The organism is Pseudomonas sp. RIT411 (assembly GCF_003057735.2).
GTDB lineage: Bacteria > Pseudomonadota > Gammaproteobacteria > Pseudomonadales > Pseudomonadaceae > Chryseomonas > Chryseomonas oryzihabitans.
Map to the genome: position 1 here is coordinate 1 of NZ_QBIZ02000031.1, position 14,242 is coordinate 14,242.

General features: G+C 66.3%; 7 protein-coding genes and 1 pseudogene. 6 read left to right on the forward strand and 2 right to left on the reverse strand.

Annotated features, from left to right (window positions below; all coding sequences use genetic code 11):
- Positions 1 to 76: 76 nt before the first annotated feature.
- The 6 genes and pseudogenes from rlmF to DBY63_RS25070 all read left to right on the forward strand — a co-directional run.
- Positions 77 to 931 (forward strand): annotated as a pseudogene (rlmF, locus tag DBY63_RS24120) (23S rRNA (adenine(1618)-N(6))-methyltransferase RlmF); the annotation flags it as partial.
- 480 nt (positions 932 to 1,411) lie between these two features.
- Positions 1,412 to 3,049, forward strand: coding sequence for a malate dehydrogenase (quinone) (gene mqo / locus DBY63_RS24125; RefSeq protein ID WP_007163050.1), 1,638 nt, complete (start codon positions 1,412 to 1,414; stop codon positions 3,047 to 3,049).
- Positions 3,050 to 3,318: 269 nt separating this feature from the next.
- Complete coding sequence (locus DBY63_RS24130) at positions 3,319 to 5,958, forward strand: glucosidase (RefSeq protein ID WP_074584969.1); 2,640 nt, start codon at positions 3,319 to 3,321, stop codon at positions 5,956 to 5,958.
- Between the two features lie 120 nt (positions 5,959 to 6,078).
- Complete coding sequence (locus tag DBY63_RS24135; protein ID WP_042138532.1) at positions 6,079 to 7,494, forward strand: diguanylate cyclase; 1,416 nt, start codon at positions 6,079 to 6,081, stop codon at positions 7,492 to 7,494.
- A 710-nt stretch (positions 7,495 to 8,204) separates the two neighbouring features.
- Entirely contained in the window at positions 8,205 to 10,016 is a 1,812-nt protein-coding gene (locus tag DBY63_RS24140; protein WP_027601313.1) for an ABC transporter ATP-binding protein, read from the forward strand.
- 65 nt (positions 10,017 to 10,081) lie between these two features.
- Positions 10,082 to 10,234: a hypothetical protein gene (locus DBY63_RS25070; RefSeq protein WP_007162537.1), complete on the forward strand. Its 153-nt coding sequence runs from the start codon at positions 10,082 to 10,084 to the stop codon at positions 10,232 to 10,234.
- Between the two features lie 333 nt (positions 10,235 to 10,567).
- On the opposite strand, the gene treA is transcribed toward DBY63_RS25070, so the two are convergent.
- A complete protein-coding gene (gene treA, locus DBY63_RS24145; RefSeq protein WP_108583007.1) occupies positions 10,568 to 12,211 on the reverse strand; it encodes an alpha,alpha-trehalase TreA in 1,644 nt (547 codons plus the stop codon).
- A gap of 99 nt (positions 12,212 to 12,310) precedes the next feature.
- On the reverse strand, positions 12,311 to 14,224 hold the full coding sequence (locus DBY63_RS24150; protein ID WP_027601314.1) for an ATP-binding protein: 1,914 nt from the start codon (positions 14,222 to 14,224) through the stop codon (positions 12,311 to 12,313).
- Between the last annotated feature and the right edge of the window lie 18 nt (positions 14,225 to 14,242).

Here is a 14,242-nt window from a genome sequence, read left to right on the forward strand (position 1 = left end):
AACCAGCCGCGGGCTCGCGCCGCGTCCTCCGCGTCCCACTCCCCCCCCCCACCCCCCCCACCCCCCCCCGGCCAGCTACGACTTTCCCGCCCTGATGCGCGCGAACCCAGCGCTCAGGCCCTTCGTGGCACCGACGCCGCGGGGCAATCTGTCCATCGATTTCACCGACCCCCAGGCGGTCCGGGCGCTCAACCGGGCCCTGCTGGCGTTGCATCACGGCGTGCGCGACTGGGACATTCCCGCCGATTTTCTCTGCCCACCGATTCCCGGTCGGGCGGATTACCTGCACCACCTGGCCGACCTGCTGGCCGAGGGCAATGGCGGCCGGATTCCCCGGGGCGAGTCGACGCGCTTGCTGGACGTGGGTACGGGCGCCAATGGCGTCTATCCGCTGATCGGCTTCAAGGAGTATGGCTGGCACTTCGTTGGCAGCGACATCGCTCCGGCGGCGCTGGATGCCTTCGGACGCACCCTGGCGGCCAATCCGGATTGCGCCGCCGCCATCGAGTTGCGTCTGCAGCCGGAGCCTCAGGCGATCTTTGCCGGCATCCTGCAACCCGGCGAGCGCTATGCCGCCACCCTGTGCAATCCGCCCTTCCACGCCAGCCCCGACGATGCCGTCCGCGGCAGCCAGCGCAAGTGGAAGAATCTGGGCAAGACCACCGGCAAGCAGGTACCCCTGCTCAATTTCGGCGGCCAGGCGGCCGAACTCTGGTGTCCCGGCGGCGAGGCGGCCTTCATCGACCGGATGATCCGCGAGAGCCGTGCCTGCGCACGCCAAGTCGGCTGGTTCACCTGCCTGGTATCCAAGGCCAGCAACCTGCCGCCGTTGCAGGCGGCGTTGCGCCGCGAGCAGGCCGGCGAGGTCCGCGTCGTCGCCATGGCCCAGGGCCAGAAGCAGAGCCGCTTTCTCGCCTGGCGCTTCGCCTGACCGACCGCCCCGCGCTTGAACGACGACCCTTCGGCGGCTTTCTGACCGGTTTCGTCGGTGCTGCCGGCTGCCTGCGCGGCCGCGCCTGGAGCCGCTCCGGTGCGCTCGACGACCCATCTGACGGGACTTTGACCGGCGTCACACGAGATTAGACCAAAGGCTAATAGGCAAAGCCAATGAATTGCAGGCTAGGCAGCCCTACCCCTTCCCATTAAAATGTCCGGCAACAAAAACGCCACGCGCATGCAGCCGCGCCCGAGACCTCGTCTCCGGCCAGCCGCTGCCAAGGCCGTGCATCGCGTTTTTGCTCCGACTCCTCCGGTGACTCATGAGAGAGGGGCGGTGGAGGGACAAGAACCTGCCCTTGCGTGTTTCCGGCTGCATTCTGCCTCGCCCACTGCACATCCACCCATGTGCCATGGTGCCGCACCGCACCGAAACTCGATAAGCAGACCCAGCTTCTATCGAACGAGAGACCACATGCTGAAGAAAATGACTGGCGCGCTGCTCGGCGTCGCCATCGCCTCCGCCCTGGGCACCGCACAGGCCGAAGACACCAAGAAGGTCGACGTCCTGCTGATCGGCGGCGGCATCATGAGCTCCACCCTGGGCATCTGGCTGAACGAGCTGGAGCCGAACTGGACCATGGAAATGGTCGAGCGCCTGGACAAGGTCGCCGACGAGAGCTCCAACGGCTGGAACAACGCCGGTACCGGCCACTCCGCCCTGGCCGAGCTGAACTACACCCCGGAAGACAAGGACGGCAAGGTCACCATTTCCAAGGCCATCGAGATCAACGAAGCCTTCCAGATCTCCCGTCAATTCTGGTCCTGGCAGGTCAAGAACGGCGTCCTCAAGGACCCGAAGAGCTTCATCAACAGCACCCCGCACATGAGCTTCGTCTGGGGTGACGAGAACATCGCCTTCCTGAAGAAGCGCTACGAGGCGCTCAAGGCCAGCCCGCTGTTCTCCGGCATGCAGTACTCCGAGGATCCCGCGCAGATCAAGCAGTGGGTTCCGCTGATGATGGAAGGCCGCGATCCCAAGCAGAAGATCGCCGCCACCTGGAGTCCGCTGGGCACCGACGTCAACTTCGGCGAGATCACCCGCCAGTTCGCCGCCAACCTGCAGTCCAAGCCGAACTTCAAGCTGAATCTGTCCAGCGAAGTCGAGAACATCACCCGCAATGCCGATGGCAGCTGGCGCGTGGAGTACAAGAACCTCAAGGACGGCAAGAAGACCGAGACCGACGCCAAGTTCGTCTTCATCGGTGCCGGCGGCGGTGCCCTGCACCTGCTGCAGAAGTCGGGCATCCCCGAAGCCAACGACTACGCCGGCTTCCCGGTGGGCGGCTCCTTCCTGGTCACCGACAATCCCGAGATCGCCCAGCAGCACCTGGCCAAGGCCTACGGCAAGGCTTCGGTGGGCGCACCGCCGATGTCGGTTCCGCACCTGGACACCCGCATGCTCGATGGCAAGCGCGTGATCCTGTTCGGGCCCTTCGCCACCTTCTCCACCAAGTTCCTCAAGCAGGGTTCCTACCTGGACCTGCTGACCAGCACCAACACCCACAACGCCTGGCCGATGGTCCGCGTGGGCGTGGCCGAGTACCCGCTGGTGGAATACCTCGCCGGTCAGCTGATGCTGTCGGATGACGACCGCATGGCCGCCCTGCGCGAGTACTTCCCCAACGCCAAGAAGGAAGACTGGCGCCTGTGGCAGGCCGGTCAGCGCGTGCAGATCATCAAGCGCGACGCCGACAAGGGTGGCGTGCTGAAGCTGGGCACCGAGATCGTCGCCGCCAAGGACGGCAGCATCGCCGGCCTGCTGGGCGCCTCCCCGGGTGCCTCGACCGCCGCCCCCATCATGCTGAGCGTGCTGGAGAAGGTGTTCAAGGACAAGGTCGCGACCCCGGAGTGGCAAGCCAAGCTGCACCAGATCGTGCCCAGCTACGGCACCAAGCTGAACAGCGACCCCGCGCGCGTGCAGCAGGAGTGGAACTACACCGCCGAAGTCCTGCAACTGGCCACCCCGCCGGTCGCCACCGGCACCGAGAACGCCAAGGCCACCGCCAGCGCTCCACGTGTCGAAAAGGCCGCCAACGACATGGCACTGTAAGTCGCTGCCAGGCCCGCTGCGTACGCAGCGGGCTCACCGCGAAGACCAAAGGCCCCACCCGGATCCGGCGTGGGGCTTTTTTTCGCCCGCGTCCGGCCCGGGCTAGAGCCCTTGCCGCGGCCGGAGCCCTGTGACGAAAACCGCAACGGCGTGAATTTTTTCCTGCCAGACAGGCACTAAAACTGCAGCGATACGCCGAGGCCGCTCTTTGCACGCCACAATGGTGATCTATCCTCGAGCCTTAACCGTTACCTGAATCTGGAGACACGATGACGGCACATCCCGCCCCGGGCATCCTGCATACCCGAGAAGGCCAGCGCCTGGCTGATACCGACGCCGCCGCCTGGCGACAGTGGGGACCCTACCTGAGCGAGCGCCAGTGGGCCACGGTCCGTGAAGACTACAGCGCCGACGGCGACGCCTGGCGCTACTTTCCCCACGACCATGCGCGCAGCCGCGCCTATCGCTGGGGCGAAGACGGCCTGGCCGGTTTCTGCGACAAGGCCCAGCAATGGTGCCTGGGCATCGCCCTCTGGAACGAGCGCGACCCCTTCCTCAAGGAACGGCTGTTCGGCCTGACCAACGCCGAGGGCAACCATGGCGAGGACGTCAAGGAGCTGTACTTCTACCTGGACGGGGTGCCGAGCCACGCCTACCAGAAGATGCTCTACAAGTACCCCCACGCCGCCTTTCCCTATGCCCAGCTCACCGAGGAAAACGCCCGGCGCGGGCTGAACGATCGCGAATTCGAGATCCTCGACACCGGCGTCTTCGCCGAGGACCGCTATTTCGACGTCACCGTCGAATACGCCAAGCACACCCCCGACGACATCCTCATGCGGGTCACCGTGGAAAATCGCGGGACCGAGCGCGCCAGCCTGCGGGTGCTGCCGCAGATCTGGTCGCGCAACACCTGGGCCTGGACCGGTACCCCGCCGCGCTCCATGCTCAGCCTGGAAGGCGACCAGGTTCGCGCCAGCTATTTCGACCGGCCCGACCTGGTGGTCAGCGCCTGGGGCCCACGCGAGGCCGAGTGGCTGTTCTGCAACAACGAAACCAACCTGCCCCGCCTGACCGGTGAAGCTGCCGAGGGCCCCTTCAAGGACGGCATCAACGACTACGTGGTGCGCGGCGCCCGCGAGGCGATCCGCCGCGACTTCGGCAGCAAGGCGGCCGCCCATTTCGCCGTGGAACTGGAGGGTGGCGCCAAGACCGTGGTCTACCTGCGTCTGGCGCCCACCAATGCGCTGTCGGTGGATGCCGATGCGATCTTTGCCGAGCGCATCGCCGAAGCCGATGCCTTCTATGCCGCCCTGCAGGAAAAGATCGCCGATCCCGATGCCCGCCTGGTGCAGCGCCAGGCCCTGGCCGGCCTGCTCTGGTCCAAGCAGCTCTACTATTTCGAGGTCAATCGCTGGCTCGATGGCGATCCGGCCCAGCCGACGCCGCCGGCGCAGCGCCAGCGCATCCGCAACGGCCACTGGCGGCACCTGCTCAATTTCGACATCGTCTCCATGCCGGACAAATGGGAGTACCCCTGGTACGCCTCCTGGGACCTGGCCTTCCAGGCGGTGGCCTATGCCCTGATCGATCCCGGCTTCGCCAAGCAGCAGTTGCTGCTGCTGGTGAAGGACAGATTCATGCACCCCAATGGCCAGCTGCCGGCCTACGAGTGGAATTTCGAGGACGCCAATCCGCCGGTGCATGCCTGGGCCACCTGGCACGTCTACCTGCAGGAAAAGTCCCTGACCGGGGTGGGCGACCGGGTCTTTCTCGAGCGTGTCTTCCACAAGCTCCTGCTGAATTTCTCCTGGTGGATCAACCGCAAGGACACCGAGGGTCGCAACATCTTCCAGGGCGGCTTTCTCGGCCTGGACAACATCGCCCTCTTCGATCGCTCGGCACCGCTGCCGGAGGGCTATCACCTGGACCAGGCCGACGGCACCGCCTGGATGGCCGCCTATGCCCTGGACCTGATGCGCATCGCCCTGGAGCTGGCCAAGGAAAATCCGGTGTACGTCGATCTGGGGGTCAAGTTCTTCGAGCACTTCCTGCACATCGCCGGCGCCATCAACCACAGCGACGACCGCGAAGACGGCCTCTGGGACGAACAGGACGAATTCTTCTATGACGTCCTGCACAAGGCGGATGGCAGCGCCGAGCCGCTGCGCCTGAGGTCCATCGTCGGCCTCATCCCGCTGTTCGCGGTGCAGGTGCTGGAACAGCGCGAGCACGAGGGCCTTCCCGGCCTCGGCGGACGGCTGCGCGGCTTCCTGCGCCAGCGTCCGGATCTCGCCCGGCTGGTCTCGCGCTGGACCGAGCCCGGCCAGGGCAACCGATTCCTGCTCTCGCTGCTGCGCGGCCATCGCACCAAGCTGCTGCTCAAGCGCATGCTGGATGACAACGAATTCCTTTCCGAATACGGCATCCGCTCGCTGTCCAAGGCCCACGAACAGCAACCCTTCGAGATGCGCCAGGCCGACGGCAACCTGCTCAGCGCCCGCTACCAGCCGGCGGAATCGGATTCGCGCCTGTACGGCGGCAATTCCAACTGGCGCGGACCGCTGTGGATGCCGATCAACTACATGCTCATCGAGTCGCTGCACGAATTCCACCGCTACTACGCCGACAGCTTCTCGGTGGAATATCCCAGCGGTTCGGGCTACCTGGCCAATCTGGAAGAGGTCGCCGACGGCCTCAGCCAGCGCCTGACCCGGCTGTTCCTCAAGGACGCCGATGGCAAGCGCCCGAGCATGGTCGACTATCCGCAATTGCAGAACGATCCACGCAGTCGCGACCTGGTGCTGTTCCACGAGTATTTCCACGGTGAAAACGGCCGCGGACTCGGGGCTTCCCACCAGACCGGCTGGAGCGCCCTGGTGGCACTGCTGCTGCAACCCCGGCGCTAGCCGAGCACGCCGGGGTGCCGGTACCGACCGGCACCCCGGCGGACTGTGGCAAGGCTGCAGTTTTCCTCGGCCACCCCGGGTACTATGCTCTAGCCAGACATCCCGCCTTCGCGAGCCCGCATGACTGCCCCCGATGACGCCCAGCGTCTCCACGCCCTGAGCGAGTTGCAGATTCTCGATAGCGGCGTCGAAGCCGCCTACCAGGACATCGTCGTCCTGGCCTGCCAGCTGACCCGGGCGCCGGTGGCCTTCATCACCCTCGCCGATCGACACCGTCTCTGGTTCAAGGCCTGTCAGGGCCTGACGCTAGCCGAGGTGCCGGTCGACGCCTCCCTCTGCCACCTGGCGATCCGTACCCCGCGTGAACCCTTCCTGGTGGAAGACCTGCAAGGCGACCCACGCGTCGCCCATCTCCGGTCCGCTCCCGGGCTGGAAGGGATGCGTGCCTACCTGGGCATCCCCCTGCTCGACCGGCACGGGGTCGCCCTGGGCACCCTCTGCGTGATGGACGACCGGGTTCGGCGTTTCGAGACGGCTCAGGTCGACAACCTGCAACGGCTGGCCCGACAGGTCATCATCCTGCTGCAACAGCGCGAGACCCTGCGCCAGCTGGAAGAGCTGGACATCAACTTTTCCGCCTTCATGAACAACGGGCCCTTCATCGCCTACATCAAGGACCGCGACTGGCGCTACCGCTATGTCAACGAGCCGTTTCTGCAGCAGCTGGAATTGACCCGCGACGAGGTCATCGGCCAGGACGACTTCACCATCTGGCCAGAGGCGGCGCCCCGTTTTCGCCAGGTCGACGAGCAGGTGATGAACGAACTCAAGCCGAGCCGCCTCGTCGAGCGCATGACCGCCCTCGATGGCCGCCGCCTCTTCTGGCAGTCCTACAAGTTTCCCCTGGTCACCCGCCAGGGCATCGCCCTGGCGGGCCTGTCGGTGGACGTCACCGAGCACATCGAGCAACAGCACATGCTGGAGGCCTCGCAGCGCCAGTTGCTGGGCATGATGCAGGCCGCCGAGCAGCGCAGCGTCACCGATGCCCTGACCGGCCTGTTCAATCGACGCGCCTTCGACCTGCGCCTGGCGGAGCACCTGCTGCGCGCCGAGGAGCAGCGCACGCCGCTGTCCATGCTGTTGATCGACGTGGATCACTTCAAGGCCTACAACGACGCCTATGGTCACCAGGCGGGTGATAGCGCCTTGCAGGCCGTCGGCCAGCTGCTGCTGCAGAGCTGTCGCGACAACGACGCCTGCTTTCGCTACGGCGGCGAGGAATTCGCCATCCTGCTGCCGGGTGCCGATCTCACCGCGGCCCACCTGGTGGCCGAGCGCTGCCGCGCCGCCGTCGCCAACCACGCCTGGTCACGACGTCCCATCACCCTGAGCGTCGGCCTGGCCACCCACAGGGCCGGGATGGATGCCTACACCCTCACCGAAGGCGCCGACCGGGCGCTCTATGCAGCCAAGGGCGCCGGCCGCAACCGCATCGCCGCGGAACCCGGACCCGAAGCCCCTGCCAATCCGGAATGACGCCCAAAACAAAAAACCCGCCGAAGCGGGTTCTTTGTTGCGACCATCCCAACATCCTGTCAGGCGCCATCCTGGCCTGGTCTTCGTCCGTGACCTCAGAGCTGCGCATCCTGCGCGGCTGATGGGTGTAGATTACGCAGCCCCCGCAGGTGGCAACATGGCCAGGTGACACCACTGCGTGTAAGCCTTTTGCCATACCCCGCCCGGTCCGCCCGCCAATCCTGAATCACGCCCAACAAAAAACCCGCCGAAGCGGGTTCTTTGTTGCGACCATCCCAACGTCCTGTCAGGCGCCATCCTGGCCTGGTCTTCGTCCGTGACCTCAGGGCTGCGCATCCTGCGCGGCTGATGGGTGTAGATTACGCAGCACCCGCAGGTGGCAACATGGCCAGGTGACACCAGTGCGTGTAAGCCTTTTGCCATACCCCGCCCGGTCCGCCCGCCAACCCTGAATCGCGCCCAACAAAAAACCCGCCGAAGCGGGTTCTTTGTTGCGACCATCCCAACATCCTGGCAGGCGCCATCCTGGCCTGGTCTTCGTCCGTGACCTCAGGGCTGCGCATCCTGCGCGGCTGATGGGTGTAGATTACGCAGCCCCCGCAGGTGGCGACATGGCCAGGTGACACCAGTCGATGTAAGCCTTTTGCCATAGCCTGGGGAACATGGCGACCGCCGCCTCGACTAATGCTGACCCCCGCCGAAGATCCGCCATGGCCCTCTCGACCTCCTTCGCTATCGTGCAACAGCAGATGCGCCGCGCTGCCGGCCTGGTCTGGAGTACCTCTCCCGCGCTGATGATCGGCCTGATCCTGGCGACCCTCGTCGCCGGCCTGCTGCCGGCGCTGGCCGCCTGGCTGGGGCAGCGCATCGTCGATGCCGTGGTGGCGGCCATGCGGCTGCATGCCGACCAGGGCCAGGCACCGCTGTGGCCGGTACTGAAGTTCGTGCTGGCCGAAGCCGGGGTACTGGCGGCCCTGGCGGGCGCCCAGCGGCTGCTGTCGGTGCAGCAATCGCTGCTGCGGGTACGCCTTGGGCAGACCGTGAATCTGCTGATCCTGGAAAAGGCCCAGACCCTGTCGCTGGCACAATTCGAGGACGCCGACTTCTACGACAAGCTGGTGCGGGCCCGGCGCGAGGCCTCCATCCGGCCCCTGGCGCTGGTGACCAAGTCCCTGACCCTGTTGCAGAACCTCATTTCCCTGATCAGCTTCGCCGTGTTGCTGGTGCATTTCTCGCCCTGGGCGCTGCTGTTGCTGGTGGTGGGCGCCCTACCGGTGTTCCTGGCTGAGGCGCGCTTTTCCGGCGATGCCTTTCGCCTGTTCAGCCGGCGTGCGCCCGAGACCCGCCGCCAGACCTATCTGGAGACGCTGCTTTCCCACGAGGCCTACATCAAGGAGGTCAAGCTGTTCGGCCTGGCGCCGCTGCTGCTGGAGCGCTATCGCACCACCTTCGCCAAGCTCTACGCCGAGGACCGCCGCCTGACGCTGAGACGTGACGGCTGGGGTTTCGTCTTTGGCCTGCTGGGCACCCTCGCCTTCTATGCCGCCTATGCCTGGGTGGTGCTCGATACCGTGCGCGGCCGCCTGAGCCTGGGCCAGATGACCCTCTATCTCACCCTGTTCCGCCAGGGCCAGGCCGCGGTCAGCGCCAGCCTGACCGCCCTGGGCGGCCTCTACGAGGACAGCCTCTACCTGAGCAATCTCTATGACTACCTGGGCCAGCCGACCAGCGCCGAAGGCGGCAGCCTCACCGCCGGCAGCCAGCCTGGCGACGGCCTGAGATTCGAAGGGGTCGGCTTCACCTATCCGGGTGCGGCCGCGCCAACGCTCAAGGACATCGGCTTTCACCTGGCGCCGGGCCAGAGCCTAGCGCTGGTGGGGGCCAACGGTTCGGGCAAGACCACCCTGATCAAGTTGCTGACCCGCCTGCACAGCCCGACGCAAGGCCGTATCCTGCTCGATGGCAGCGATCTGCAGGAGTGGCAGCCGGCGGCCCTGCACAGGCGCATCGGCGTCATCTTCCAGGACTTCATCCGCTACCAGCTCACCGCCGGTGAAAACCTGGGCGTCGGCGACACCCAGGCCTTCAATGACGAGGCGCGCTGGCGCAAGGCGGCCGAGCAGGGGCTGGCCGACGAGGTCATCGCCGGTCTGCGCGAGGGCTACGAGACTCAGCTCGGACGCTGGTTCATGGGCGGCCAGGAACTGTCCGGCGGGCAGTGGCAGAAGATCGCCCTGTCGCGCGCCTACATGCGCGAGGACGCCGACATCCTGGTGCTGGACGAACCCACCGCCGCGCTGGACGCCGCGGCCGAGGCGGTGATCTTCGAGCGCTTTCGCGCCCAGGCGCAGCAACGCATGACCCTGCTGATCTCCCATCGCTTCTCCAGCGTGCGCAACGCCGACCAGATCCTGGTGCTGGAAGATGGGGAGATCCGCGAGCGGGGCGATCACGAGGGGTTGCTGGCCAGCGGTGGTCGCTATGCCCAGCTGTTCGATCTGCAGGCCAGAGGCTATCGCTGATCGCCGGTGGCGAACTTCGCGCCAGGGGCTCTGCCCAACGTTTGACAACCACTCGCGGAGGCCGCATGAACGATCAGATCAAGGAAAACCCCGACGACCTGGACATCGATCCGGACATCGCGCCCGATCCCGAGGAGCCCGTGGGCGAAGATCCGGATGACAAGCCGGTAGAGGAGCGCCTGCCGCAGAAGAATCCGCGCAATCCGGAGTACAGCTGATGAACGCCATCCTGCCGCTGCCCGAGGATGAAGACCCGGAAGGGCTGCATCCGGCGGAGTTGCCGGCCGACGAGGACGATGCGCCGCCGGTGGATCCGCTGTGAAATCTAGCGTCAGTATTCGGATGGATCTGGCGTAGGGTTTGCCCTCACCCCGGCCCTCTCCCGGAGGGAGAGGGGAAAGAGCCGACCGTAGGTTGGGTTGAGCGCAGCGAAGCCCAATGGGTGAGTCATCACTTCCAGATTGTTGGGCTTCGACGATGGAGCTGTCTCAGCCCAACCTACGGATTTCACGCCATGAAAAAGGTCCGCCGTAGCGGACCTTTTTTTGGCCCTATTTCGCGCCGGGTTGCGGTTTGTAGAGTTCGAGCAGCTTGAGCGTGACGCCATTGGTCCAGCCGAAGCCGTCCTGCAACTCGTATTCACCGCCGCCACCGCCCTGGCCGCCGGTGAGGTCGTATTTCTCCACCAGCTTCTGCTCCCGGGCGTAGAGGTTCTGCACCTGGGTCAGGAAGCGGGTGCCGATGTCGGCAGCCAGCTTGTCCTGCTGGTAGCGGCGCAGGCCGTCCACGGCCACCCACTGCAGCGGTGCCCAGCCATTGGGTTCGTCCCACTGCTGGCCGGTCTTGACCGTGGTGGTGGCGATGCCGCCCGGACGCAGCAGCTGGTTGGCCACGGTCGCCGCGGTCTGGTCGGCACTGCTCTGGCTGGCGGCGCCCACGAACAGCGGGAACAGGGTGGCGGCGGAGAGCTTGTCGGTGCGGCGCTTGGCCTGCCAGTCGAAGTCGGTGTAGTAACCGGCGGGATTCCACAGGTAGCGGTCGATGGCCTGCTGACGGGTCTTGGCCTTCTGGCTGTAGGCCTGGACGCAACTGGCCTCGCCGGTCTTATCGCAGGCCTTGGCGATGGTCTGCTCCAGGTGATAGAGCAGGCTGTTGAGGTCTACCGGCGCGATGGCGGTGGTGCGGATGGTCGCCAGGGTCTTGCCGTCGCCCAGCCAGCGCGAGGAGAAGTCCCAACCGCTCTCGGCGCCGGCGCGCAGGTCACGATAGACCTCGCCGGCCGGTCGGCCCTTGGCCTGGGCGGCGGTGGCCAGGTCTTCCATGTAGGACTCCTGACGCGGGGTGTCGCGGGCATCCCAGTAGCGATTGAGCAGGGTGCCATCGGCGAGTCTGACCACATGGGCATTGGCCTGGCCCGGTTGCAGGCCTTCGGCGCCGGCCATCCAGTAGGCGTATTCCTTCTGCAGCTGCGGCAGGTAGCGACGATAGGCGGAGTCGCCTTCCAGGCTGGCCTGCAGGTCGACCATGTAGGCGAAGAACGGCGGTTGCGAGCGACTCAGGTAGTAGCTGCGGTTGCCGTTGGGGATGTGACCGTAGACGTCGATCTCATGGGCGAAGTTGTCCACCATGTCGCGGACCAGGTCGGTGCGCCCGTCCTTGGCCAGCCCCAGCATGGTGAAGTAGGAATCCCAGTAGTAGACCTCACGGAAGCGGCCACCCGGCACCACATAGGGCTTGGGCAGCGGCAGCAGGCTGCTGTAGGCCGGCACCTCTTCGTAATGGCGGGTCAGCACCGGCCAGAGGTCCTTGACGTGGGTGGGCAGGTCGGCCCCCGCCTTGGGCGGGGCGGCCTTGATCGGATCGGATTCTTCGAAGTTGGCGCTGACGAAGGCCTTGAGGTCGAAGCCCGGCTTGTCGCGCTGGGCCAGGTAGTCCTGGCGGATGTCGGCTGGATTGCGCTTGGGCAGGGCATCGACGAAGTGCTTCTGGTCGCTGAACAGCTTGCCCTGCTGTACCGCGGTGAACAGCTCGGGATAGGCCTGGTCCGGCGGCACGGCGCGGGCGTTGCTGGCATCGCGCCAACTCCAGGTCGGGGTTTCCGGCTTGCTGCCCTCATGGGCGCAGGCGGCGAGAAAGGCGATGGACAGGGACAGGACGAGCATCCGCGCGGGTGGCGCAGGTGGCAGGCGTTTCATGAAGCGCTCCTTTTCTTGTCGACACGACAGCAGCCGCAACGGAGGTTGCGACTCGAAAGGATCGACCCTGGCGCGCCGCGACAGTTCGCCGCGACCGGCTCAGCCGCCCGGACGCAGACGCCTCACGCAGCGCGCCAGCTCTTCCAGGCCGAAGGGTTTGCCGATAAGTTCGACGCCCTCTTCCGCCAGCTCCGGCAGGGACGCCGGATCCGCCTGGCCGGACAGATAGAGCACCGGCAGTCCGGGCGTGGTGGCTCGCGCCTGCTCGGCCAGTTGCCGGCCGTCCAGCCCGGCGAGACCGAGACTGGTCACCAGCAGGTCGATGCGCAGGGTGCCGGAGGCGATGAGCGCGACAGCGGTGGCGCTGTCGGCCACCGCCAACGGCGTGTAGCCCAGTTCCGCCAACACCTCGCCGATGATGACGCGGACTTCGCGCTCTTCTTCGACGATCAGCGCGCAGTCGCCGGAGACTTCCGGCAGCACCGGGCCCTCGGCGTCGTTGGGTGCGCTTTCCGGCGCCGGCCGGGCCAGCAGCCGCGGCAGATAGAGGCTGATGCAGGTGCCCTCGCCCACCACCGAGTGGATCTCCACCTGGCCACCGGACTGGCGGACGAAACCGTAGATCATCGACAGCCCGAGTCCGGTGCCGCGCCCGCTGGGTTTGGTGGTGAAGAAGGGTTCGCAGGCGCGCTTGAGGGTATCGGCGTCCATGCCGGTGCCGGTATCGCAGACCTGGATGCGGACGAAATCGCCGTCCACCGTCTCGATCGGCAGACCGATGCTCAGGGGTCCGCTGACATTGTCCACCCGGATGCTCAGGTTGCCGCCCTCGGGCATGGCGTCGCGGGCGTTGATGGCCAGGTTGAGGATGGCGTTTTCCAGCTGGTGCGGATCGCAGTGCAGCAGCCAGAGGTCGGTGTCGAGCTGGACGTCCTTGCGGATCTTCTTGCCCAGGCTGTGGCGCAGCAATTCGTGCATGCCCTGCACCAGCTGGCCGGCATCCACCGGGCGGGGTTCGAGCACCTGGCGGCGGGCGAAGGCCAGCAGCCGCTGGGTCAGGGCCGCGGCGTTCTCCGCCGAGCGGGTGGCGGTGTCCAGGTAGCGTTCCAGCTCCTGGATACGGCCCTGTTGCACCCGGCGGCGCATCAGGTCGAGGGAGCCGACGATGCCGGTCAGCAGGTTGTTGAAGTCGTGGGCGATGCCGCCGGTGAGTTGGCCGATGGCTTCCATCTTCTGCGCCTGGCGCAACTCTTCTTCCAGGGCCACCAGTTCCTGGCTGCGCACCTCGATGCGCTCTTCGAGGTTGCGATTGAGTTCGTCCAGCGCCTCGCGGGTATGGACGGCTTCGCTGACGTCGCGGGAAATGGAGAGGAATTTCAGCGGGCTGCCGTCATCGCCGAGGATCGGCGTGACCACCACGTCCCACCAGCGCCGGGTGCCCTTGGCGGTGGGCGCGAGTCCGGTGAAGCGGCCGATGCCACCCTGCCGCGCCGCCTCGATGGCGGCGGTCACCTCATGGCGCTGCTCCTCGGGCCAGAGTTCGGCCCAGAGGCGGCCCTGGAAGGGAATGAAGTCGTCGATCTCCATGACCATGAGACCGCCCGGATTCATGTACTCCAGGCGCCCTTCCAGATCGATCAGCTTGATGCAGTCGACGCTGCAGACCATGACGCTGCGCTTGAAGGCCTCGCCCTGCCAGAGTTCGGCTTCATGGCGACGCTGCGCGGTGACGTCCAGCAGTACGCCGCCGGCCTCGCGCCGCTGGAACTGCAGGCAGCGCAGCTGGCCATCGGCGCCCTGGCGCCAGGCCTCCCAGACCTGCCCCGGGGCGGGCAGCAGGCCCTCGGGTGGCGCGCTGCGGCTCTGCAGATCGCTCAGCAACTCGGCGGGCGCGAGCCCCCGGGCCAGTACCTCGGCGTCCCGTTCCAGCATGGCCGCGCAGGCAGCATCCGCGCGCCATCTGGCGCGGCTGGGATCGTATTCGAACAGGCCGACGGCAAGGAACTGGGACATGGTGGTTAGTGGCCGGTA